Here is a 23,365-nt window from a genome sequence, read left to right on the forward strand (position 1 = left end):
AAAATTATGAATCCTAGTAATATTCCAGAATGTCCAGCAACAACAATTCTAGCTTTAAAAGATTGTCTAACAATTTTGAATGGTAAATGGAAAGTTCCTATTATTGGAACTCTATTATTTGGACCTAAAAGATTTAAAGATTTAGAAAATACAATTCAAAAAATAACTCCAAGAATGCTTTCCAAGGAATTGAAAGAATTAGAAATTAATAATATTATTCAAAGAAAAGTTTATGATTCTAGACCAATTTTGATTGAGTATGAATTAACTGAATCGGGTAAAACTTTAAAACCAATTTTAGAAGCAATGGTTGAATGGGGAATTCAACATAGAAAAGAGTTTATAAAAGAATTTGAAAAAGAGGAAGTCAAAAAAAGTAATGAACACAAATGAAAAGAAATATTTCCAAAAATTAGGTTCTAGAATAAAAGAACTAAGAGAAGAAAAAGGTATGGATCAAAAATCTTTTGCTTTTGATTGTGAAATTGGTAGAACACAATTATACATGATTGAAAATGGAAGAACAAATCCACGTTTGCTTACTTTACTTAAAATTGCAGAAGGTTTAGAAATTCCTTTAAAGAAATTAGTTGATTTTTAATTAAAATTGTAAAATGAATAAAGAAGAACTTAAAAAGAAAGTAGGAAAACGCATCATTACGCTAAGAAGTCAAAAGGGATGGAGTCAATCAGATTTGGCTCGAGCTTTTAATAAAGATAGGCAAGCAATTGAAAAACTTGAAAATGGAAAAGTCAACCCAACAGTTTATTCATTATTAGAAATAGCAACTGCTTTAGATGTTTCTTTAAAAACTTTAGTTGACTTTTAACCCGAAATTTCCAATTTATTTTTTCTTAAATATTTTCTCAAAAGCATGATAAACAGCTTCATGTAAAGCATCACCATGAGATTTGTTTTCTAAAAATTCAAAATAAGTTTTAGGGTTATTGAATGCCAATTTTGTATAAAGTTCTTTTGCTGTTCGTTCCATAATATTTCCTTCTTTTCCAACAGCAATATAAATCGATTTTTTAGTAGAAATAACCATTTGTTTGTAATCTAAAAGTTTTTCGTCATCCCACCAAAGACTTGGACTTACAATGATATAATTATCAAATAAATTAGGCTTTTTTAAAAGAATTTCTGTAGTTAAAAGCCCGCCAAGTGATTGTCCAATAATTGTTTTTATTTTATTTGTTTTAAAGTTTGAATTCACATAAGGTTGTAATTCTTTTTCGATAAATTGAATGAAACTTTCTGATTTTCCAGAAGTTGGATATTCTTTTTGATCTAATTTATTTTCGGAAGGATAGGTAAAATCTCTTTTTCGATCCACATTCCCAATTCCAACAACAATAGATTCAGGAAGCATATTAATCCAAGGAAAAGAACCAAACTGTACAATTCCAGAAACATGAATAAAATCTTCGTCTTTAGAACCATCTAAAAGATAAATTACAGGGAAAGATTTCGCTTTTTCTTCAGAATAACTAGGAGGTAGGTAGATGTTTATATTTCTATTTTCATTTAGAATTTTGGATTCAATAATAATAGATTTTCCAATTGAAAATTCATTTTCACTTAATTGTTTTGGAAGTTGTCCAAAGATTAAAAATTGATTGAAAATCAGAAGAATGCAAAAGATGAGTTTTTTCATTTCTAAATGAGTTTTTTAAAATTTCCTAAATATAGGAATTTGTTTTAAACTAAAAGAAACAAAAAAGCCGCTTAAAAAAGCGGCTTAAAATATTATCTCATAATTGTTTGATTTCTATCTGGACCAACAGAAACAATTTTGATTGGCACTCCAACTTCGTCTTCGATATATTTGATATAATCTTTTAAGTTTTTTGGAAGTGTTTCATCAGAAGTCATTTTTGTTAAATCTTCTGCCCAACCTGGAAATTCAGAATAAATAGGAGTAACATTTGCTTCTTCCACATTGTATGGGAAATGTGTGATTTGCTCTCCTTTATAGTTGTAAGAAGTACAAATTTTAATTTTGTCAAAACCAGAAAGAACATCTGCTTTCATCATCATTAATTCTGTAACTCCATTTACTTGTACAGCATATTTTAAAGCAACTAAATCCAACCAACCACATCTTCTTGGTCTTCCAGTTGTTGCTCCGAATTCGTTTCCAACTTTAGCCATTCTTTCTCCGTCCGCATCGAATAATTCCGTTGGGAAAGGACCAGAACCAACTCTTGTTGTATACGCTTTGAAAATACCTAAAACATCTCCAATTTTATTAGGAGCAATTCCTAATCCAGTACAAGCTCCAGCAGCAGTTGTATTTGAAGAAGTTACGAATGGATATGTTCCAAAATCAATATCTAATAAAGAACCTTGCGCACCTTCAGCTAAGATTTTTTTATCATTTTTGATAGCATTATTTAAATATTCTTCACTATCAATAAAACGTAATTCTTTTAATTTCTCTACTCCAGCAAAGAATTCTTCTTCTAATTCTTTTAAATTATAATCTAACTGCACATCAAAGAATTCAATCATTTTGATGTGTTTATCAATTAAAGCAGCATAACGCTCTTTCCAGTCAGCTAATTCTAAATCTCCTACACGCATTCCATTTCTACCAGTTTTGTCCATATAAGTAGGACCAATTCCTTTTAATGTAGAACCGATTTTTGCTTTTCCTTTAGAAGTTTCACTTGCAGCATCTAAAAGTTTGTGTGTTGGAAGAATTAAATGTGCTTTTCTAGAAATTAAAAGTTTTGATGTATAGTCTACAGATAATTTAGATAAATTATCTAATTCTTTTTTGAAAATAATAGGATCGATTACCACACCATTTCCTACAACATTCATTGCTGTTGGGTGAAAAATTCCAGAAGGAATTGTGTGTAATACGTGTTTTTGTCCATCAAATATAAGAGTGTGTCCAGCATTTGGTCCACCTTGGAATCTAGCGATGATGTCGTATTCTTTTGTAAGAACGTCAACAATTTTACCTTTTCCTTCATCTCCCCATTGTAGACCTAATAATAAATTAACTGCCATTTTAATTGTGTTGTATTGTGTTGTTGTTAATTAAGATTCAGATTCGTTTTCATCTTTCTTTGTAGCATAGAAATACAGAGAGTGTGAATGTATTTTTATGTCGAAAGTTTCTTCGATTGTCTTTTTGATTGTCTGAATTCTTGGATCACAGAATTCCATCACATCACCAGAATCTGTCATGATTACGTGGTCGTGTTGTTTATCAAAAAAACTTTTCTCAAAATGTGCTTGGTTTTGACCAAATTGGTGTTTTCTAACCAAACCACATTCTAATAATAATTCAATAGTATTATATAAAGTTGCTCTACTAACACGATAATTTTTATTTTTCATGTTAATGTAAAGTGATTCAATATCAAAGTGATCATCTAAATCATAAATCTCTTGAAGAATTGCAAATCTTTCTGGAGTTTTTCTATGTTTATTAGATTCTAAAAACTTAGTGAATACGTCTTTTACAACTTTCTGATTTTCGCTATTGTTATTACTCATTTTCTCTATTATATTTTAAGCAACTACAAATTTAAACTTATTTTTTGAATAGCAGAATTTATTTAGTTTATAATAGTTTTAAATATGAATAAAAAAACAAATTATAAGCTATCAATTTTTAGAAGAATTTAATTTTTAAGAATTTTAATCAGCAATTACTTCATACGTTTTAAAAGTAGATTTCATCGGTGGTTCTTTTCCTTCTTTTTTCGCTTTTTCAATATCAGCAAAACCACGTTTGTGTCCTTCGATAAAAGCTTCTGAATGTGTCCAGTTTTTAAAATTATTTTCCGATTCCCAGTAGCTTACCACTAGAAAATCGCTTTTTCCATCTGTTGGTTCTAAAACATTCATGGAAACAAATCCAGGCATTTTATCAATTTCTCTTGCTCTAGTATCGAACAAATCACGAAAACGTTGTTTATACTCTTCTTTACACGTAATATAATTTATGGCTACAAACATATTCAAAGGATTTTATACTTAAAATTAATAAAAAAACCACTTTCATTTGATTTTGAAAGTGGTCTATATTGTTAAATTTATATAAAATATCTTTATTTAAATTCACTTGTAAAATGAAGTTTTACACTAGGATATTTTGATTGTGTCATTTGAATTGTAAATGGAGAATCTGCTAAGAAAACTAATTGTCCTTCTTTATCTTTCGCTAAATAACGTTGTTTTGTACGTTTAAAATCTTTGAATTCTTCACTTTTTTCATCTTCTGCTTCTACCCAACAAGCTTTATGAACAGGTAAATTTTCATAGGTACATTTTGCACCGTATTCATGTTCTAAACGATATTGAATAACTTCATATTGAAGTGCTCCAACTGTTCCGATTACTCTTCGTCCGTTTAATTCTAACGTAAATAACTGCGCAACACCTTCATCCATTAACTGGTCAATTCCTTTATATAATTGTTTCGATTTTAAAGGATCTGCATTATTAATATATCTAAAGTGTTCAGGAGAGAAACTCGGAATTCCTTTAAAGTTTACTTTTTCACCTTCCGTTAAAGTATCTCCAATTTTAAAGTTTCCAGTATCGTGTAAACCAACAATATCTCCTGGGAAAGATTCTTCTACAATTTCTTTCTTTTCAGCAAAGAAAGCATTTGGACTAGAGAATTTCAATTTCTTTCCATTTCTAACATGTAAATAAGGAGTATTTCTTTTGAAAGTTCCAGAAACAATCTTCACAAAAGCAAGACGATCACGGTGTTTTGGATCCATGTTTGCATGAATTTTAAACACAAAACCAGTCATTTTTTCTTCTGTTGCACTAATTGTTCTTTCTTCCGCTTCTTTTGGTTGTGGAATCGGAGCAATTTCAACAAAACAATCTAAAAGTTCTTTAACTCCAAAGTTATTTAAAGCTGAACCAAAGAAAACAGGTTGTAAATCTCCTTTATAATATTCTTCTTGATTAAAATTTGGATAAACTTCTGAAACTAATTCTAATTCTTCTCTTAAAGTTTCCGCAGAAGTTTCACCAATTTTTTCATCTAATTCAGGAAGATTAATATCTGTAAATTCTTCTCCTTCAGAAACAGTTTGTTTATTTTCCGAAGAGAAAATATTAATTTTTTTCTCCCAAATATTATAGATTCCTTTAAAGTCATAACCCATTCCAATTGGGAAACTTAAAGGAGTTACTCTTAATCCAAGTTTTTGTTCTACTTCATCTAAAAGATCAAATGCATCTTTTCCTTCACGATCTAATTTATTGATAAATACAATCATTGGAATCTTACGCATACGACAAACTTCTACCAGTTTTTCTGTTTGTGTTTCAACTCCTTTTGCAACATCAATTACAACAATAACACTATCAACAGCCGTTAATGTACGGAAAGTATCTTCAGCGAAATCTTTGTGACCAGGTGTATCAAGAATATTGATTTTTTGACCTTTATAATTAAAAGCTAACACAGAAGTTGCAACCGAAATTCCACGTTGACGCTCAATTTCCATAAAGTCAGAAGTAGCACCTTTTTTAATCTTATTATTTTTTACAGCACCCGCTTCTTGAATTGCACCTCCAAAAAGTAATAATTTTTCTGTCAATGTAGTCTTTCCTGCATCAGGGTGTGAAATGATACCGAAAGTTCGTCTTTTCTTTATTTCTTCTAAAAAACTCATGGATTCAATTTTGAGTCGCAAAGATAAATTTAATTAAGAAAAGAACAAAAGAGGAAAAATTAATTCTAAAGAAGTGAGTCAGAGGATGAAATAATTTGTAATCATTCTATGAATTATTGATTACACAATTAATGATATTTATTTTTATTTATTATTTATAAAATAAATTTATTATTTATGAATAATAAAATGAAACCCCAGAATCCCTATAGGGTTTTCCCTAAATATTTAAAAGCTAAATGTTTAAGTTTTTTTCTTGTTTTGTAATAATGTTAAAATTTTTATATTTGCACTGCGAAAAAAACAACAAAACGTCATTAAAATGAATAAGAGTTCAATTTTATTAACATTTGCATTTTTAACTTTTTCATTGTCTATAGCCCAATCTGGACCAGGTGGAGTGGATAAAACTTATTTGGGACCATCTACAAATATGATTGGTTGGTATCGACCAGATGGAATGAAAGCGAATTCGAGTGGAACACAAACTCCGACGGATGGACAAGAAGTTCAATATTGGGAAGATAATAGTTATTTAAATAATCATTTGACAAGACAAAACTCAGGTGATTCTTATATTTCAGGAACGGGGAGATATGAAAGTTCAGAAATGGTCAATTCTAATCCAATTTTTAGAACCAATGATTATTCTAGAAGAATGATGTCTGGTCAAAAAATTCAAGCACAAACAATTTTTGCAGTTTGTAATCCTAAATCTAGAAATAGTTTTGAAGGTGTTGTAGGATTGGATAGAGATAAAGGAATTCGAAGACCAAGTGGAACGGATAATACATGGCAATCTGCTTATCCAAGTTCAGGTTCATGGACTTCTGGAGCAAATAATGATACTTGGGCAAAATCTGGAGGAGAATCTTTTGTAAATGGAAAAGCAGGAGGACAACATAATAATACATGGCATGTTGTGATGCAAGATAGAGGAGCTTTATTTCCGACTTCTTCATCAGATGCGAGAAACTTATATATAGGAGGATATTTTAAATTAAATGGACACAGTAAAAGATCTTACACAGGTGATATTGAAGAAGTAATTGTTTTTAATAGAGCTTTAGAAGATTTTGAAAGAATTATCATTGAAAATTATTTGTCTGCAAAATATGGAATTGCATTGTTAGAAAATGATTTTTATACAATGGATAAAGCTTCAAATGGAAATTTCGATTTTCATGTTGCTGGTTTAGGAAGAAGTTCTTCAAGAATTCAAAATAGAGCAAGAGGAACAGGTGTTGTGAATATTAAAAATCCTTCAGATTTAGATGTAGGAGAATATTTTCTTTTTGGATCTAATAATAATGATTTGGATTTAGAATTTGTGTATAATACCAATACAAAATCGAAATTATTAAGTCATGTTTGGAGAGCAAATGAAAGAACGGTTGATGGAGATATTGGGAAAGTTACTGCGAAATTATTTTTAAAGAAAGCAATTGAAAAAGTAGTAGAAGAAGATGAAACTTTAGATGCGCCAGAAGATTTTGATCCTTGTAAAATTAGATTTATTGTAAGTCATAATGCAGACTTTTCAAATAAAACAATTTATGAACTAACATTTTCAAATGCTTCAAATGGTGTTTTTGAAGCAGATGGAGTAGAAATTAATGATGGAGACTATTTTACTGTAGAATATGTTGATCAAGTTGTTTGGGATGGAAATGCTTATTTCCACGGAGGAAATGATGATGATTCACCTTCTATGATGGATACTTGTATGAAAATGTTAGTAGATTCTGATAATCCAGATGGAATGACAGCAACTGTTGAAGCTAGTGCAGAAATTAAAAAATTAGAAGTAAAAGCTGGAAATACTTTAGTAGTTGAAGATGGAGTTGTTTTATATATAGAAAATGGAATCCATTTAGACGGTGATGTTCGTTTAATAGGCGATGCACAAATTGTACAAAAACACTCAGGAGTTTCAAAAGTTACAGGAACCGGAAATTTATATAGACAAAGAGCATCAGAGCATCCAACAAAATTTACAGTACAATATTTAAGTTCACCAGTTTCAGTTCCTGGAACGGATTCCCATGATGTATTCGATGTTTTACATACAGGAGGGAATTTTGATATGAGTTTATATGGCGGATATGAAGGAATCACTGCGATTTCTGTTCACCCAGAATATGCTTATACAGAAGATCCTTATGAAGCAGGAACAAGTCCATTACAGTTGAGTAATTTCTGGATGTGGAAATTTGTAAATGGATCTACTTATAACGATTGGAAATTTGTTAGAGATGCAGGCGTGAAAGTAAATGCAGGGGAAGGATTTTCAATAAAAGGAACGGGAAGAGATGAAACGTATGTATTTATTGGGAAGCCAAATGATGGTACTTATACAACATTCATTTCAGCAGGAAATGAGAGTTTATTAGGGAATCCTTATCCATCGGCATTAGATTCTCATAAATTTATCACAGATAATTTAGGATCGATTGATGGAACTTTATATTTCTGGGATCAAGTCTCCGCAACAGATCATACGATTGATGCTTATGAAGGAGGCTTTGCAACGTTGAATTTATTGACATCTGTAAAAGCAACACATGTTACAACAGGAGCAGTTTTATCAGGGGCAAAAACACCACAGAGGTATTTACCAGTTGGACAAGGATTTTTTGTAAAAAGTTCTTCAAGTGGAGGAACAATAACATTTGATAATAGCCAAAGAATTTACAAAACAGAATCAAGTGATGAAACAACTTTATTAAGAACAACAAATTCAGAAGAAACAGAATTTGGACTTTTAAAATTAAGTTTAGGACATTATACAGAAGCAGGGAATTTAGGTGAGCGTCAGATTGCAGTTGGATTTAAATCAGGATTAACAGATTCTTATGAGAATGGATTTGATAGTAAAATCATTGATATGCAATCGACAGATTTCTACTGGCAATTGGAAGAAGAAGAATATGTAATTGCAGGAGTTGAAGCATTTGATGTATCAAGAGAATTACCATTAGTAGTTCAAGTAGAATCAGATGGAGTTGTTCAATTTAAATTGGATGAGTTGTCAGGAATTTCAGCAAAAGTATTTTTAAAAGATTTAGAATTACAAACACAATATGAATTAACAGAATCGGCATTAGAATTAATCTTAGAAGAAGGAGTTTATGGAGATAGATTTAAGATTGTATTCGAAGCAACAGAAACATTGGATTTAGAAGATGTGGAAGTTTTAGATTCTACAATTTATTATGCAGCATCAAGCAATGAATTAGTGATAAGAACAGAAAAGAAAATTAAAGAAGTGATGTTGTATAACTTATTAGGTCAAAGAATTTTTGAAAAAGAAATTGACAGAAAAGAATCAGAATATAGAATACCTATTCATAAAAATTTAACAAAAGGAGTTTATATTTTAAATCTTTCTACAAAGAAAAAAACTGAAAGTTTAAAAATAAGTATAAAGTAACTTTTTGAAATATGTAAAAAAAACACTCTTTTATGGGTGTTTTTTTATATAATAAAATGAAGATTCGTAAAATTATTTAAATTTTATGTAAAATTTTACTGATTTACTGAAAAATACATGTGATAGTGTAAGTGATAAATAAACAGTAAGTTATGCTGAAATTTTAACATTTCTTCGTATATTGCGCCCCGAAAACAACACACAATAAAAAACAATAACAGAATGATTAAAAAAAATGAAAGTTTTTAAGAAAACCAGTAAAATATTTTGAAATTTGATAAATTTTTATTAAAATTCGGAATATCAGTATAAAAAAACAATATTTAATATTCAAGATGTAATTTTTATCATAAAATTCCGTCTTTCTTTAGAAGATAATTTATTATTTTCTCAATTAGCTTAAATCATTAATAATAACTAGAAAAATCTGAATTAATATATGAAGAAATTAATACTCCTATTATTTCTTTTTACATTTAATCTTACAATGGGACAAAGAGGTCCTGGTGGAATTGAAAATACAAATGGATCGAGCGACTTAACCCTTTGGTTAGATGCAAACAGAAATATTTTTAATGATGCGAATGGAAATAACCCATCAAATAACAACAATTCCGTTTCACTATGGAGAGATGCTTCTGGAAGAAACATCAAATCTGAAGCGAGTGGAGGAAATAGACCAAAATATAAAACGAATAGCCTAAACGGTTATCCTACTTTATATTTTGATGGAAGCAATGATTTCATGTCATTTGCTAAAATTTTAAATCCAAGATCAATATTTATTGTTTATAAAGATCAATCTACAAATAGTTGGATTAGCCCTTTTACAAATTATAAAAATGTACATGGTTTTGGACATGGTTATAGTAATGATTCAAGATTATTTCATAGTTCTTATACTCCGAGTGGTGTAATGAATGGGGATAACTATGTTAATGGAACAGATATAGGAAATGGAAATAATCATGATAGGCCAGATAATTTCGAAATACATTCTAGAATTTTCCAAAGTAATATGGAAAATTATACAAATTACAGTCATATTTGGGGAGGTTCAACGTATAGTCATCACAGATATTTTGTAGGAGCAGATAGGTATTTTTATAGAGGAATCAAAGGAAATATTGCCGAAATCATTACCTTTGATAGAGTTATCAATCTTGCAGAAAGAATTATTATTGAAAATTATTTGTCAGCAAAATACAACCTTCCTTTAAATTCAAATAATTACTACAAAATGGATAATTCTAGTAAAGGGAATTATGACCATCATGTAGCAGGAATTGGTAGAGCTTCAAATGGATCAACACATTTACAATCTAGAGGAACTGGAATTGTTGAGATGAAAAATCCAAGTAATATTTTTACCTCTGGAAATCAAGCACAATTTTTATTTTGGGGATCAAACAAAAGAAGTTTAGATGATTTAGCATTTGAGCAGAATGGAGATTATGCACATATGTTAAATGCAAAATGGAGAGTTGATAAACAAAAAAACGTTGGAAATGTAACGGTTTCTTTCGATTTATCAGAAATGGATTATGAAGCTTTTGAATGTACACAATTTAAATTATTAGTTTCAAACTCTTCTAATTTTACTTCAAATGTTGATGTTTATGATTTAACATTAGAGAATGGAGTATATACAGTTGACAATGTAGATTTTAGTGACCAAGATTATTTTACAATTGAATACGCTTATGAAATTAATTGGGATGGAGCTAGCTATTATAATGGTTCAAATTCTGATTATTCACCTTCTATGGCGGATGGTTGTATGAAAATGACAGTTGATAATCAAGTTACTTCAGGTGGAACATATGCAACATTATCTGAAGATGCAACTGTAAAAGAAGTAGAAATAAAATCAGGAAATACTTTAGTAATTGAAGATGGAGTTGTTTTATATGTAGAAGATGAGATTCATTTAGATGGAGAAATTCGTTTAATAGGCGATGCACAAATTGTACAAAAACACTCAGGAGTTTCAAAAGTAACAGGAACCGGAAGTTTATACAGACAACGAGCATCAGAACATCCAACGAAATTTACAGTACAATATTTGAGTTCACCAGTTTCAGTTCCTGGAACAGATTCACATGATGTATTTGATGTTTTACATACAGGAGGGAATTTTGATATGAGTTTATATGGAGGATATGAAGGAATCACAGCGATTTCAGTTCACCCAGAATATGCTTATGCAGAAGATCCATATGATGCAGGAACAAGTCCATTACAGTTAAGTAATTTTTGGATGTGGAAATTTGTGAATGGTTCAAGTTATACGGATTGGCAGTTTGTTAGAGATGCCGGTGTGAAAGTAAATGCAGGAGAAGGATTTTCAATAAAAGGAACAGGAAGAGATGAGACTTATGTTTTTATAGGAAAGCCAAATGATGGAACTTATACAGCATCCATTTCAGCAGGAAATGAGAGTTTATTAGGGAATCCTTATCCATCGGCATTAGATTCTCATAAATTTATCACAGATAATTTAGGATCGATTGATGGAACTTTATATTTCTGGGATCAAGTCTCCGCAACAGATCATACAATTGATGCTTATGAAGGAGGCTTTGCAACGCTGAATTTATTGACATCTGTAAAAGCAACACATGTTACAACAGGAGCAGTTTTATCAGGAGCAAAAACACCACAGAGGTATTTACCAGTTGGACAAGGATTTTTTGTAAAAGGTTCTTCAAGTGGAGGAACAATTACATTTGATAATAGCCAAAGAATTTACAAAACAGAATCAAGTGATGAAACAACTTTATTAAGAACAGTAAATTCAGAAGAAATAGAATTTGGACTTTTAAAATTAAGTTTAGGACATTATACAGAAGCAGGGAATTTAGGAGAACGTCAGATTGCAGTTGGATTTAAATCAGGATTAACAGATTCATATGAAAATGGATTTGATAGTAAAATCATTGATATGCAATCGACAGATTTCTACTGGCAATTGGAAGAAGAAGAATATGTAATTGCAGGAGTTGAAGCATTTGATGTATCAAGAGAATTACCATTAGTAGTTCAAGTAGAATCAGATGGAGTTGTTCAATTTAAATTGGATGAGTTGTCAGGAATTTCAGCAAAAGTATTTTTAAAAGATATCGAATTACAAACACAATATGAATTAACAGAATCGGCATTAGAATTAATCTTAGAAGAAGGAGTTTATGGGAATAGATTTAAGATTGTATTCGAAGCAACAGAAACATTGGATTTAGAAGATGTGGAAGTATTAGATTCTACAATTTATTATACAGCATCAAGTAATGAATTAGTGATAAGAACGGAAAAAGAAATTAAAGAGGTGATGTTGTATAACTTATTAGGACAAAGAATTTTACAGGTGAACATAGATAATAAAGAGTCAGAATATAGAATTCCTATTGGGAAAAAAGTAACAACTGGAGTTTATATCGTAAATATTTTGACAGAGAATGGAAATGAAAGTTTGAAAATCAAAATGTAATTTGTAAAAACATATTTCTTCAAAATAGCATAAAAAGCTTTATTGTAAATTTAACAATAGAGCTTTTTTTATTTGCTAAAATTTTAAGAAAAACTGCTATCTTTACAGCTTAAATTAGGTACAAAAAATGGAATTATATAAAGAAAATCAAATTAAGATTTATAACTCTTTGTCTAAGAGTAAAGAAGTTTTTACACCAATTGTGGAGGGAAATATTGGAATGTATGTCTGTGGTCCAACAGTTTACAGTAATGTCCACTTAGGAAATGTAAGAACTTTTATGTCTTTTGATTTAATATTTAGATATTTCAAACATTTAGGATACAAAGTTCGCTATGTAAGAAACATCACAGATGCAGGGCATTTAGAAAGTGATGCAGATACAGGAGAAGATAAAATTTCAAAAAAAGCTCGATTGGAACAATTGGAGCCAATGGAAGTTGTACAAAGATATACATTGGATTTTCATGATATTTTAAGAAAATTCAACAATCTTCCTCCAAGTATTGAGCCAACTGCAACAGGGCATATTGTAGAGCAAATTGAAATCATCAAAGAAATTTTAGATAAAGGATTGGCTTATGAAGTTAATGGATCTGTGTACTTTGATGTAATGAAATATAATGAATCGGAAAACTATGGAATACTTTCAGGAAGAAATATGGAAGATACTATAGAAAATACAAGACAATTAGACGGACAAACGGATAAGAAAAATCCACAAGATTTTGCATTATGGAAAAAAGCTTCTCCAGAACATATCATGCGTTGGCCATCTCCTTGGGGGGATGGATTTCCAGGTTGGCATTTAGAATGTTCTGCGATGAGTACAAAATATTTAGGAGAAGAATTTGATATTCACGGAGGAGGAATGGATTTAAAATTTCCACATCATGAATGTGAAATTGCACAATCAAAAGCTTGCAATGAAATAGATCCTGTTCGTTATTGGATGCATGCAAATATGTTGACAATGAATAGTCAAAAAATGTCTAAATCAACTGGAAATAACATTTTACCGAATGAAATATTTACAGGAGAAAATGATATTTTAAGTAAAGCATTTGCTCCAAATGTTGTTCGATTCTTTATGCTACAAGCTCATTATCGTTCTATTTTAGATTTTTCAAATGATGCTTTAGAAGCTGCTGAAAAAGGATATCAAAAACTTTTTGAAGCTTTAGATACTTTAGAGAAGTTAGAAGCTGGAAATTCTTCAAATTTTGATGTGAAAGAATGGAGTGAAAAGTGTTATGAAGCAATGAATGACGATTTTAATAGTCCGATTTTAATTTCTCATTTATTTGAAGCGGTAAAGCAAATCAATTTGATGAAAGATGGAAAAGCTACTTTAAATAAAGCAGATTTTGAATTATTTAAATCGACTCTTCATGCATTTGTTTTTGATGTATTAGGATTGAGAAATAACGCTTCTTCTGAAGAAAATGATGCAGAAAAAATTAACGGAGTTGTAGAATTATTAATTAAACTTCGTAAAGAAGCAAGAGATAATAAAGATTGGGCACTTTCTGACCAGATTAGAGATGAATTACTTGCATTGGGAATTCAATTAAAAGATGGGAAAGAAGGAACAACTTTTACACTGAATTAAACCCTTTTATATTCTAAAAAAGAATATTATATTTTGAATAAAATCGAAATGCATTAGGGATTGAAATAAAAAGCCCGTAAGATATTTTTGTTAGTTTTTCTTTGTTGGCAGAGGCGACTTTAGAAGCCCACGTACAAATTAGAAAAACTTGCAAAAATATTGCGGACTTGAAATGAAAAGCCCGACCTGCTTTTTCGGATGAAGGAGAAAAACAGGGAATGCCCAAATTAAATTAAAATTCATGAAAACTTTTCAAAGAATTATTGCTTTTCCTTTTATTTTACTTGTAAGATTTTACCAAGTAGCAATTTCGCCATATACACCAGCGACATGTCGATATTCGCCAACTTGTTCGCATTATACAGTAGAAGCTTTGCAAAAACATGGTTTGTGGAGAGGAGGATATTTGGCAATAAAGCGAATTTTAAGTTGTGGGCCATGGGGAGGAAGTGGTTACGATCCAGTGCCAGAACCGAAAGATTTTCATGAAAAAGAAACACAAAAAGAGAAATAACTTTTATATTTACGAAAACGATAAAAATGACATTATTAGCAATACAATGGGATCCTTCTTTGGGGATTAATTTGGGTGTATTTACGCTGCGTTATTACAGTTTGATGTTTGTAGTAGCATTTTCATTAGGATTATTCTTGATGAAGAAAATTTATAAAAATGACAAGATTCCATTAGAAAAATTAGATTCACTATTTATTTATACAGTGGTTGCGACATTAGTGGGAGCGAGGTTAGGACATTTTTTATTTTACGAACCAAAATTTTTAATTGAAAAACCATTAGAAGTAATTTTACCATTTCGATTTTCACCAAATTTTGAATTTACAGGATTTAGAGGTTTAGCAAGTCATGGAGCTGCAATCGGAATTATTGTTGCAATGTATTTCTATAGCAAAAGAGTTTTAAAAAAACCGATGCTTTATATCTTAGATCGAGTTGTAATTCCTGTTGCTATTGGTGGAGTTTTTGTTCGTATAGGAAATTTTATGAATTCTGAAATTATTGGTAAACCTACTAATTCAAATTTTGGAGTTGTTTTTACACAATTAGGAGAAGATTTTCCTCGTCATCCAGCTCAATTATATGAAGCTTTTGGATATGTAATTGTGTTTATAGTTTTATGGTATACCTATTGGAAAACAAACAAAAAAGAGAAAATTGGATATATTTTCGGGTTATTTATGGTATTACTTTGGACAGTTCGATTTATTGTAGAATTCTTTAAAGAAGCGCAAGTTGATGAGAGAGCTGAATGGAGTTTAAATACTGGTCAATGGTTAAGTATTCCGATGATTTTAGTTGGTTTTTATTTTATGTATAGAAAAACAAAAACTGTAAAATAAATTAAAAATAAATATTAAAATATTTAAAACTATGTTTCAACTTTGAAGCATAGTTTTTTTCTTATGGGTGTTATTTTAGAAGATTTTCCAATTGCTTTATTAGGAATATTAACTTTTTTCTTACCATTTAAATTTAAATATCTTTCAAAGAAAGATAAATTACTTTGTTTGTATATCATTACTACTTTTATAAATAGTATTTTGATGGCTATAATGGCTGAAAAAAAATTAAATAATGTAATGATTGCTCATGTACAAATTATTACAGAGTTAATTACATTAATTTTATTTGCAAATGAGTTTTTTAAAAATAAAAAGATAAGATTCTTTAATCTTTGTTTTATCCATCTTTTTACATTTTGTATAATAGTTTATTTTGTTTTTCTTCCAAATGAATTAAAGAAAATAAACCTGATAGAAATCACTTTTGCTTTTTTATTTAAGATAATTATTTTTTCTATTTTAATTTATAAATCCTATACAAATAAGAAATTATTTAAATATAGTCCGATTTTCTTTACAATTGTAATTTATTTTACAGTTTGTTGGGTGATATTTTTTTCATTTAATTATTTTATTCAGAAAGAAATGTTTGATATTTTATTAGATTTATTAGTAATTAATGATGTTCTTTTTTTCTCCTTGGTTATTATTTTTACATATTTTTTATTGAATGTAGTTCAAGAAAATGAAAATAAATTAATACCTATTTTTGGGAAATTAATACAAAAAATAAATTCTAAATTTAAAATTGAATAACGAATGCTTTCTTCAAAACATATTCAAAAATTATATGAGGGTTATTTAAAAACTTCTATTATTGATTTTGAAAACTATGGGATTTCTATTCAACAACTTTTATTGAAAAATCAAAAGACAAATCAATTTGATAAGATTCTAAATAAAGAAGTAAATAGACTTGGAAAATTAGTTGAAAAATTTGTTTTACATCAGTTAAAAACAGAACAAGAAAATATTGAAGTATTAGCTGAAAATATTCAAATAAATAAAAATAAAATTACTTTAGGTGAAATTGATTGTATTTTAAAACAAAAAGAAACTCCAATTCATGTGGAAATTGCATATAAATTTTATTTATATGATCCGAATAAATCGGAAAATGAAATTGAAAATTGGATTGGTCCAAATAGGAGAGATAGTTTGCTTTTAAAATTGCAAAAAATGCAAGAAAAACAATTTCCACTTTTATTTAAAGAAGAAACGAAAAATCAATTAGAATATTTAAATCTAAACTTTGAAAAAATTGAGCAAAAAGTAATTTTTAAAGGACAACTTTATGTTCCTGCAAATTCAGATTTAGATTTAAAATTATTAGAAAATAATAGAGTTGAAGGATTTTATTATAGAATTTCAGAATTAAAAAAATATAAAGAAGCAAAATTTTATATTCCAAAAAAAATTGATTGGCTTTTAGAACCTACGGCAAATGTAAATTGGATAAATTTTATAGAATTTCAAGGAAAAATAAATGAATTTCACCAAGAAAAGTCTGCACCACTTTGTTGGATGAAGACTAGAAATAGTGAAATTCATAAAATTTTTGTGGTTTGGTGGTGATTTTTTATTGAATTAACTTTTGAATTTTTTGTTTTAAAACACCTTTCTTCTGGTATTTTTTAAATTTTTCAATAGTTTTATTCTTTTTTGAAATTGCTTCATTATTTTCATAAGTTTTAATAATAGCTTGAACTCCAGCTACATTTCCGTTTAAAACATTTTGATCTTTTGTTTCTATAATATGTTTCGCCCATCCTCCAATAAAAATGATTAAATTTTCACCTTTAAAATTTGTTACATATTCTTGAATTTCAAAAGAATAAGGCGATCCACTAGCCCATGCAAAAACGAATGCTAAAACTTTTTTTCTTTTTTCAGTTTCTTGATTTATAGGTGTTTCTATAAGCCAATTGACAGCTTTAAGAACATCTTGTTCATGTTTTATATAATCATTTTTTTCTTTTAAATCTTTGATATTTGGTACATCAAAATTTTGAGAAAATGAAGTAAATGAAATTAATAAAATAGTAAAAGTTAGACTAATTTTTAAAATGTTTTTCATGATAAATTATGTATTGATTGAAATTGTTCTTTGAAGTTGATGATTTTTTAGATAATCTTTTATGAGAAATCTTTATAATTCATAAATATTATGTTTTATTCTAAACTATATTTTTGTATTAATTCATTAAAAAAAGAAATAATAGACAAATGCATAACTTAATATAATGATAGAAACAAGAATACTTATCTTTTTCCCATTTTTAATTTTATATTTAAAAGATTCTTTATTCCTAATAATCTCAATATTTTCGTCAAGAATTTGAGAAGCATCCCTTTTAAAGTTTTCTAAGTTGCTATAAATAAGATCTGTTGATGAGGAAGTATCTATCAAAAATTTAGTTTCCCAAGAAACAATTTTTACTTGATGTTTAATTATAAATTTGTTTGTATAACAAAATACGTCTAGTAAATCGTCCTTTTGAACTATTAATTTTTGAATTCCTTTTAAAAAGGAATAATAGATGAATGTAAACTTTTCTTCATCATTCTTAATTTTCAAAATATAGAGATTTTTATATACCACTTTCCTGATATATATAATTATAGAAAGAATAGAATAAAAAAATAGAATACTTCTTTCCGTTTTTTCTATATAATTAAATAATAAAAAAGCAGCGACTAAATAAAGTAATAAAAGCTTAGATATATCTAAAATTATCTTTTTCTTCCATTTTTTTGTTCTCTTTTCAAATTCTTTTTTCATAAAGCTTTTTTCTTATTTCAAAAGTCAATCGATTGATTTTTTCAAAATTTGGTTTTTCAGGTAAATTAGAAGTTTCAAATGCAATCTCTAGCTCTTTTTGTTTTTCATTTGCCAAATTTAGTAAATAATCATAATCAAATTCACCTGATTTGATTTTTAATAGAAAATCTCTGTTAGGTCTTTTTACATTTACTTTTTTTTCTTTTGCGATTTCAATTGCCATTTCTAATAAACGAAATACATGCATCATATTTTTTGCATCATAGTTTTTACCATGATGTTGCGTATTTTCATATCTACTTTCATTTCTTTTTTCTACCCAATCCCAATATTCTCGATATTCTCGACAATAAGAAGAATAGCCATCTTTATTAAAATAAAATAATGCTTCTTGTTTAGCATTTTTAGGAATAGAACTTAATGAAATTTCATTTGCAATCTCACTTTTCATAATTCCTTTATATATTTTTTCATCAGAATAATACAAACCGAAAATATTTTGCATATGTGGAATATTTACCAAACCACAATTTTCTTGTTTCCAGTTTTTAATTTCTAAATACTTTAAAAGAGAAATAGAACCTTGTTCATGATTTATAAAACAAAAATGTAAAATACTTTTACGTTCTTTTGCAACAGGGTTTACAATTTTTTTCTTTAATCCTTTCGCTTTTTTAATTTGAGATAAAGCAAATTTTCCAAAAGTTTTACTACAGATTTTTGATAAAAAATATTCAGATTTTAACTTATCAAAAACAGGACTTTTATAAATAGTTGATTCGCTTGGAGTATTTAATAATTCCAAAATATTTGGATTGTTTACAGAAAGTAATTCCATAAAACGATTGAATTCGTAAAAAACAATATCGTTGGTTTCATTAGCAATTTGTGGAATATAATTTAACCCATAAAATTCTTCTTTTGGAAGTAGAAAAACACCTTTTATATCTGTATCAGAAGTTGGTGTATTTAATCCATAAGCTTTGCTACCACTAATGCATTCTAAAATAATCCAACCTTTTTCTCGCAATTCTTTAATTGTCATTTATTATGTTTTAGTTTGTTGTATTTTTTATAACCAAGTACGATATTTATTCCAAGAAAAACAGTTGTAAGTAATTGAAACCAAAAGAGAATTTTTATTTCTTTTTTAGTGATTGGAGAATTTGTAAATCCTTTAATTCGATTAATACTCGGGTCTGAAATTAAATATTCTACTTTGACTTTTTGATTTTTTTTAAAACTATTAATTTCAGAAAAAGAAACCCAAAAATATTTTTGATTATTCAATTCAAAACTATATTCAAAAGCAAAAATTTCATCATGAAAAAAAGAAGTATCAAAAGGGTTGATATAATCAATTTTACCCTCAATAGTTTTTGAATTTTCGTCATTCAATTTTAAGATTAGAAAATCAGAATCTTGGAAAACATAATAAGTACATGCAAAACTGAAAATAAATATTAACAAAGCCCAAGCTCCTATAGAACCATTAATTATAATAGCAAATTTATCAAATAATTTTCCTCTCATTTTGACTTTTATTTTTTACAATTTCTTTTTTGCAAATATAGAAAAGCAAAAATTATTTTATTCGTATTCACTGATTTTTCAGTAGCTGAATGGAAAAAAATCTTTTTCAATAAAAATTAAATATTCCAATTCTCATAAATAGATTCTATCCAATTATTCATGTAATTAATAAGATTAATTAAATGTTTTTTTTCATCAGAATCAATTGAAAAACACTTTAGATTCATATAAAGAGAAACTTTTGTAGTATCTTTTTCTAAATTGACTAAAATTTGATGTCTTTCAGTACTAGAAACCATAAAATTTTCATAATCATAAAATTCATTTAGATTTAAATAATCTGAATAGATAAAGTTTTCAAAAAGCTTTAATAATTCTCCATCTAATTTTCCTTTGATTTCATGGTTTTTCTTGTTTGAATTTGGAAAATTGTCATGATGAAAAATAGATATTTTCATATAGAAATTATAATTAAAATCTATTAAAACTTCTCCTTGTAAAAGTCGACAAGTAAAACCATCAGATTTTGAATAAGCAAAAACATAATTAGAATCTAAATTTATTTTATTTGTTTTTGGATTGAAATGTAAATGTTGATATTTCCCCATAAGTAGTTTTAAAAGCGAATCTAATGATTCGCTTTACTATATTATTTATTCTCAGAAAGGGATTCTGCAATTTCAATTAATTTTATAAATTCACTTCGATAACCTTCTTTATCATCTCCTTTTCCTTGTTTAGCTAATTTTAAAGCAGATTTCCAAGTTGCATTTTTCTTGAATTTTGAATCTTTTAAAAGCATTCCAAACTCTGCTATTGCAGCTGAAAATTTAAAATTTGAACTTGTTTTAGCAAATGGAATAGGATTAAATTTTACCGTTGTTTGAATTAATTTACTTTTCTGTTTTTTAGGATTTTTATATCGTAATTTTAATGTAATTAATTCTTCACTTTTTAAAGCTTCTTCCGTATAATTTATTTTTTGATATTTAAGTTTGGAAGTAATTTTTCTTTTAGAATTAGGAATGATTTCATAAATAGCAGTTACCGTATGACCTGAACCTATTTCTCCAGCGTCTTTTTTATCATCTTCAAAATCTTCTTCATTTAAAATTCTATTTTCATAACCTATTAAACGGTATTTTGAAACAAAAAGAGGATTAAATTCTAACTGAAATTTTACATCTTTTGCAATCGTATGGAAAGTACCGCCAAATTCTTTAACCAAAACTTTTTTGGCTTCTAAAATATTATCAATATATGCGTAATTTCCATTTCCTTTATCTGCAATAATTTCCATTTTATCATCTTTATAGTTTCCCATTCCAAAACCTAAAACAGAAATTCCAATGCCTTTTTCTCTTTTTTGCTCAATTAATTTTTCCATTGCTTCATTGCTACTTTCTCCAACATTAAAATCTCCATCCGTTGCTAACAGAATTCTATTATTTCCATTTTTAATGAAATTTTCTTCAGCAATTTTATATGCAAGTCTTAAACCTTCTCCTCCTGCGGTAGATCCACCAGCTTTTAGTTTACCTAAAGCATTGATGATTTTTGCTTTTTCATGACAAGAAGTAGAAGGTAATACAACACCAGAAGAACCAGCATAAACAACAATTGCGACTTTATCATTTGAACGTAGATTTTTTAATAACAATTTTAAAGAAGATTTTAAGAGAGGTAATTTATTATGATCAGACATAGACCCTGAAACATCTAATAAGAACACTATATTTGAAGGAGGTAAGTTTTCAAGTTCAATCGATTTTCCTTGTAAACCAACATGAAGTAATAAGTTTTTTTCATTCCAAGGACAAGTTGAAAGTTCGGTGTTTATACTAAAAGGTTGTTTTCCTGAAGGTTTTTTATAATCATAATTGAAATAATTAATCATTTCTTCCACTCGAACAGCATCAGAAGGCGGCAGCATATTATCATTTAAAAATCTTCTAACATTACTATAAGAAGCAGCATCAACATCTACCGAAAAAGTTGAAAGCGGATTAGAAGTTACTTTTAAAAATTTATTACTTTTAAAAGTAGAATAACTCTCTTCAGACAATTCAATTATTTTAGAGCTAACGGTTGAAATACCTGCCGATGTTGCTCCTTTTTTCTTCTTAACATATCCTAAATTGACTTCATCAATTAAATTAACAGATTTTAATTGAACATTGATTGTATTTGAATCTCCAACTACAACTTCTTTACCATCTGTTCCAGTAAAACTAAAAACTAAAGTTTGACCTTTTTCAACTTGAATAGTATAATTTCCATCAAAATCAGTTTCCGTACCTGTATTTGTACCTTTAATCAAGACAGTTGCTCCCAAAAGAGGTCCCGTCTCATCTGAAACTGTACCAGTAACAGTCTTTTGTTGGGCAAAAATTAAATTTGTTATAAAAAAAATAGCGATTAAAATTCTTTTGTTCATTTTCATATAATTTTTTTAGAATATTATTTTTTCATTAATTGTATTGAGTTAGATTGTTTAGAAGTTTTAATATTTAATATATAAATCCCTTTTTCTAATTTTTTTAAATTAATAGTTTCCAGAGGTTTTGCATTTCCTTTTAAAACCGATTTTCCTTGAATATCAAATATTTCAAAATCAAACTTTTCTTGAATAGAAATTGAAATAAAGTTTTCAATAGGATTAGGGAAGGCATTAATTTCTAAATTAGTTTCTGAAAAATCATCCACATCTAAAACTTTAGCTTCACAATCTGATCCATCAAAGTAAAAACCATTATAATAATCATGAGGATTTGTATATGTTGTATTTTCATCAGAATAACAACGGATAGGATAATTTAATGTGTCTTCATTTGGATAAGGTTGATCAATATCGTCATTATATGAATAAAGTTCAAGTGGATTTCTTTCAATATTTCCTAAACCTGAAATAAATGTTCCCTCAACAAAAGTATAAGAATCATAATCATCAGTACTAAATGTAGGCTCTTTAACTTTCCCAGAAACAGCCATTTTTATTCTTTCTTCACCATCAATTATTACCGTTTCCTTAGATAAAACTTTTAATTCCATAGAATCTATAGTTTCATCTGATGTCGGAGCAAATGGTAAAGTGAATGTTTCATTTACTTCTAAATTAAAATCAACAATTGTATACCATCCATTTATTTGATCAAGATATACATAAATCTTATTATCCTGTTCATACGTGTATTTTGAATTAATTATACTATTTTCATCATTATAAAAATCCACTTTCTTACAAGTTTGTCCTGCAAATTCTAATTCTTCTGAAACTACATGTTTATTATAACTAATTTTTGAATAATAAAAAGTTACATCTGTTCCAGTTGTTTCATGAACAACTTCAACATCACTATAATACCAAGTCGCACCAATTGGAGCAAATTCTTGTGCTTGAAGATTAGATAATGCGAAAATAGACGCAATTGCTAGCGTAATTTTTTTCATAGTTTATATTTTTAAAGATTCATAATCAATTTTAGCGAATGAAAT

At 28.1% G+C, this 23,365-nt stretch carries 22 protein-coding genes; 10 read left to right on the forward strand and 12 right to left on the reverse strand.

The annotated features are described in order from the left end of the window. Positions 1-6 precede the first annotated feature (6 nt). The 3 genes from I1A51_RS10135 to I1A51_RS10145 are packed head-to-tail and all read left to right on the forward strand — an operon-like array spanning position 7 to position 830. The gene (locus I1A51_RS10135) at positions 7-393 is read left to right on the forward strand and encodes a winged helix-turn-helix transcriptional regulator (protein WP_196893533.1); all 387 of its coding nucleotides are present in this window, start codon (positions 7-9) and stop codon (positions 391-393) included. Further along, on the forward strand, positions 380-601 hold the full coding sequence (locus I1A51_RS10140; RefSeq protein WP_196893535.1) for a helix-turn-helix domain-containing protein: 222 nt from the start codon (positions 380-382) through the stop codon (positions 599-601). Before I1A51_RS10135 ends, I1A51_RS10140 begins: the two co-directional genes overlap by 14 nt. A gap of 13 nt (positions 602-614) precedes the next feature. Further along, a complete protein-coding gene (locus tag I1A51_RS10145; protein WP_196893537.1) occupies positions 615-830 on the forward strand; it encodes a helix-turn-helix domain-containing protein in 216 nt (71 codons plus the stop codon). A gap of 15 nt (positions 831-845) precedes the next feature. Here I1A51_RS10145 and I1A51_RS10150 read toward each other — a convergent pair whose 3' ends face one another. The 5 genes from I1A51_RS10150 to I1A51_RS10170 form a co-directional block, all read right to left on the reverse strand. Continuing rightward, entirely contained in the window at positions 846-1,658 is an 813-nt protein-coding gene (locus I1A51_RS10150; protein WP_196893539.1) for an alpha/beta hydrolase, read from the reverse strand. 92 nt (positions 1,659-1,750) lie between these two features. Further along, positions 1,751-3,022: an adenylosuccinate synthase gene (locus I1A51_RS10155; protein WP_196893540.1), complete on the reverse strand. Its 1,272-nt coding sequence runs from the start codon at positions 3,020-3,022 to the stop codon at positions 1,751-1,753. A 30-nt stretch (positions 3,023-3,052) separates the two neighbouring features. Continuing rightward, positions 3,053-3,514, reverse strand: a complete 462-nt coding sequence (locus tag I1A51_RS10160; protein ID WP_196893542.1) for a Fur family transcriptional regulator — start codon at positions 3,512-3,514, stop codon at positions 3,053-3,055. 144 nt (positions 3,515-3,658) lie between these two features. Beyond that, entirely contained in the window at positions 3,659-3,979 is a 321-nt protein-coding gene (locus I1A51_RS10165) for an antibiotic biosynthesis monooxygenase family protein (protein ID WP_196893544.1), read from the reverse strand. 92 nt (positions 3,980-4,071) lie between these two features. Continuing rightward, on the reverse strand, positions 4,072-5,661 hold the full coding sequence (locus I1A51_RS10170) for a peptide chain release factor 3 (RefSeq protein ID WP_196893546.1): 1,590 nt from the start codon (positions 5,659-5,661) through the stop codon (positions 4,072-4,074). A gap of 322 nt (positions 5,662-5,983) precedes the next feature. Here I1A51_RS10170 and I1A51_RS10175 point away from each other — a divergent pair, with 322 nt between their 5' ends. The 7 genes from I1A51_RS10175 to I1A51_RS10205 all read left to right on the forward strand — a co-directional run bounded on the left by I1A51_RS10175 (position 5,984) and on the right by I1A51_RS10205 (position 17,130). After that, complete coding sequence (locus I1A51_RS10175) at positions 5,984-9,094, forward strand: T9SS type A sorting domain-containing protein (RefSeq protein ID WP_196893548.1); 3,111 nt, start codon at positions 5,984-5,986, stop codon at positions 9,092-9,094. Positions 9,095-9,533: 439 nt separating this feature from the next. Continuing rightward, a complete protein-coding gene (locus I1A51_RS10180) occupies positions 9,534-12,581 on the forward strand; it encodes a T9SS type A sorting domain-containing protein (protein ID WP_196893549.1) in 3,048 nt (1,015 codons plus the stop codon). Positions 12,582-12,708: 127 nt separating this feature from the next. Next, positions 12,709-14,193, forward strand: coding sequence for a cysteine--tRNA ligase (gene cysS, locus I1A51_RS10185; protein ID WP_196893551.1), 1,485 nt, complete (start codon positions 12,709-12,711; stop codon positions 14,191-14,193). A gap of 241 nt (positions 14,194-14,434) precedes the next feature. Then, the gene (yidD, locus tag I1A51_RS10190) at positions 14,435-14,707 is read left to right on the forward strand and encodes a membrane protein insertion efficiency factor YidD (protein ID WP_196893553.1); all 273 of its coding nucleotides are present in this window, start codon (positions 14,435-14,437) and stop codon (positions 14,705-14,707) included. A gap of 26 nt (positions 14,708-14,733) precedes the next feature. Then, positions 14,734-15,552 carry a prolipoprotein diacylglyceryl transferase gene (gene lgt, locus I1A51_RS10195; RefSeq protein WP_196893555.1) on the forward strand — a complete coding sequence of 273 codons (819 nt, stop codon included), beginning with the start codon at positions 14,734-14,736 and terminating at the stop codon, positions 15,550-15,552. A 63-nt stretch (positions 15,553-15,615) separates the two neighbouring features. Further along, positions 15,616-16,311: a hypothetical protein gene (locus I1A51_RS10200; protein WP_196893557.1), complete on the forward strand. Its 696-nt coding sequence runs from the start codon at positions 15,616-15,618 to the stop codon at positions 16,309-16,311. 3 nt (positions 16,312-16,314) lie between these two features. Next, positions 16,315-17,130, forward strand: coding sequence for a DUF1853 family protein (locus tag I1A51_RS10205; RefSeq protein WP_196893559.1), 816 nt, complete (start codon positions 16,315-16,317; stop codon positions 17,128-17,130). 4 nt (positions 17,131-17,134) lie between these two features. On the opposite strand, the gene I1A51_RS10210 is transcribed toward I1A51_RS10205, so the two are convergent. The 7 genes from I1A51_RS10210 to I1A51_RS10240 form a co-directional block, all read right to left on the reverse strand. Next, complete coding sequence (locus tag I1A51_RS10210; RefSeq protein WP_196893561.1) at positions 17,135-17,632, reverse strand: hypothetical protein; 498 nt, start codon at positions 17,630-17,632, stop codon at positions 17,135-17,137. A 126-nt stretch (positions 17,633-17,758) separates the two neighbouring features. Then, positions 17,759-18,337: a hypothetical protein gene (locus I1A51_RS10215; protein ID WP_196893563.1), complete on the reverse strand. Its 579-nt coding sequence runs from the start codon at positions 18,335-18,337 to the stop codon at positions 17,759-17,761. Beyond that, positions 18,321-19,382 carry a DNA polymerase beta superfamily protein gene (locus I1A51_RS10220; RefSeq protein ID WP_196893565.1) on the reverse strand — a complete coding sequence of 354 codons (1,062 nt, stop codon included), beginning with the start codon at positions 19,380-19,382 and terminating at the stop codon, positions 18,321-18,323. The genes I1A51_RS10215 and I1A51_RS10220 overlap by 17 nt, the downstream gene beginning before the upstream one ends. Further along, positions 19,379-19,870 carry a hypothetical protein gene (locus I1A51_RS10225; RefSeq protein ID WP_196893567.1) on the reverse strand — a complete coding sequence of 164 codons (492 nt, stop codon included), beginning with the start codon at positions 19,868-19,870 and terminating at the stop codon, positions 19,379-19,381. Before I1A51_RS10225 ends, I1A51_RS10220 begins: the two co-directional genes overlap by 4 nt. 116 nt (positions 19,871-19,986) lie before the next feature. Then, positions 19,987-20,478, reverse strand: coding sequence for a hypothetical protein (locus I1A51_RS10230; RefSeq protein ID WP_196893569.1), 492 nt, complete (start codon positions 20,476-20,478; stop codon positions 19,987-19,989). Positions 20,479-20,519: 41 nt separating this feature from the next. After that, on the reverse strand, positions 20,520-22,307 hold the full coding sequence (locus I1A51_RS10235) for a vWA domain-containing protein (protein WP_196893571.1): 1,788 nt from the start codon (positions 22,305-22,307) through the stop codon (positions 20,520-20,522). Positions 22,308-22,330: 23 nt separating this feature from the next. Continuing rightward, positions 22,331-23,320 carry a T9SS type A sorting domain-containing protein gene (locus tag I1A51_RS10240; RefSeq protein WP_196893573.1) on the reverse strand — a complete coding sequence of 330 codons (990 nt, stop codon included), beginning with the start codon at positions 23,318-23,320 and terminating at the stop codon, positions 22,331-22,333. Positions 23,321-23,365: the final 45 nt, after the last annotated feature.

This window comes from Aureivirga marina (assembly GCF_015767265.1).
GTDB classification, from domain to species: Bacteria; Bacteroidota; Bacteroidia; order Flavobacteriales; family Flavobacteriaceae; genus Aureivirga; species Aureivirga marina.

What these genes read in the sequence shown, in the direction of transcription:
- I1A51_RS10155 (WP_196893540.1), bottom strand. Translation starts at nt 3,022, where the DNA reads ATGGCAGTTAATTTATTATTAGGTCTACAATGGGGAGATGAAGGAAAA.
- I1A51_RS10170 (WP_196893546.1), bottom strand. Translation starts at nt 5,661, where the DNA reads ATGAGTTTTTTAGAAGAAATAAAGAAAAGACGAACTTTCGGTATCATT.
- I1A51_RS10230 (WP_196893569.1), bottom strand. Translation starts at nt 20,478, where the DNA reads ATGGGGAAATATCAACATTTACATTTCAATCCAAAAACAAATAAAATA.
- lgt (WP_196893555.1), top strand. Translation starts at nt 14,734, where the DNA reads ATGACATTATTAGCAATACAATGGGATCCTTCTTTGGGGATTAATTTG.
- I1A51_RS10225 (WP_196893567.1), bottom strand. Translation starts at nt 19,870, where the DNA reads ATGAGAGGAAAATTATTTGATAAATTTGCTATTATAATTAATGGTTCT.
- I1A51_RS10180 (WP_196893549.1), top strand. Translation starts at nt 9,534, where the DNA reads ATGAAGAAATTAATACTCCTATTATTTCTTTTTACATTTAATCTTACA.
- I1A51_RS10165 (WP_196893544.1), bottom strand. Translation starts at nt 3,979, where the DNA reads ATGTTTGTAGCCATAAATTATATTACGTGTAAAGAAGAGTATAAACAA.
- I1A51_RS10200 (WP_196893557.1), top strand. Translation starts at nt 15,616, where the DNA reads ATGGGTGTTATTTTAGAAGATTTTCCAATTGCTTTATTAGGAATATTA.
- I1A51_RS10220 (WP_196893565.1), bottom strand. Translation starts at nt 19,382, where the DNA reads ATGACAATTAAAGAATTGCGAGAAAAAGGTTGGATTATTTTAGAATGC.
- I1A51_RS10150 (WP_196893539.1), bottom strand. Translation starts at nt 1,658, where the DNA reads ATGAAAAAACTCATCTTTTGCATTCTTCTGATTTTCAATCAATTTTTA.
- I1A51_RS10135 (WP_196893533.1), top strand. Translation starts at nt 7, where the DNA reads ATGAATCCTAGTAATATTCCAGAATGTCCAGCAACAACAATTCTAGCT.
- I1A51_RS10175 (WP_196893548.1), top strand. Translation starts at nt 5,984, where the DNA reads ATGAATAAGAGTTCAATTTTATTAACATTTGCATTTTTAACTTTTTCA.
- I1A51_RS10240 (WP_196893573.1), bottom strand. Translation starts at nt 23,320, where the DNA reads ATGAAAAAAATTACGCTAGCAATTGCGTCTATTTTCGCATTATCTAAT.
- I1A51_RS10235 (WP_196893571.1), bottom strand. Translation starts at nt 22,307, where the DNA reads ATGAACAAAAGAATTTTAATCGCTATTTTTTTTATAACAAATTTAATT.
- I1A51_RS10205 (WP_196893559.1), top strand. Translation starts at nt 16,315, where the DNA reads ATGCTTTCTTCAAAACATATTCAAAAATTATATGAGGGTTATTTAAAA.
- I1A51_RS10210 (WP_196893561.1), bottom strand. Translation starts at nt 17,632, where the DNA reads ATGAAAAACATTTTAAAAATTAGTCTAACTTTTACTATTTTATTAATT.
- yidD (WP_196893553.1), top strand. Translation starts at nt 14,435, where the DNA reads ATGAAAACTTTTCAAAGAATTATTGCTTTTCCTTTTATTTTACTTGTA.
- I1A51_RS10160 (WP_196893542.1), bottom strand. Translation starts at nt 3,514, where the DNA reads ATGAGTAATAACAATAGCGAAAATCAGAAAGTTGTAAAAGACGTATTC.
- cysS (WP_196893551.1), top strand. Translation starts at nt 12,709, where the DNA reads ATGGAATTATATAAAGAAAATCAAATTAAGATTTATAACTCTTTGTCT.
- I1A51_RS10140 (WP_196893535.1), top strand. Translation starts at nt 380, where the DNA reads ATGAACACAAATGAAAAGAAATATTTCCAAAAATTAGGTTCTAGAATA.
- I1A51_RS10145 (WP_196893537.1), top strand. Translation starts at nt 615, where the DNA reads ATGAATAAAGAAGAACTTAAAAAGAAAGTAGGAAAACGCATCATTACG.
- I1A51_RS10215 (WP_196893563.1), bottom strand. Translation starts at nt 18,337, where the DNA reads ATGAAAAAAGAATTTGAAAAGAGAACAAAAAAATGGAAGAAAAAGATA.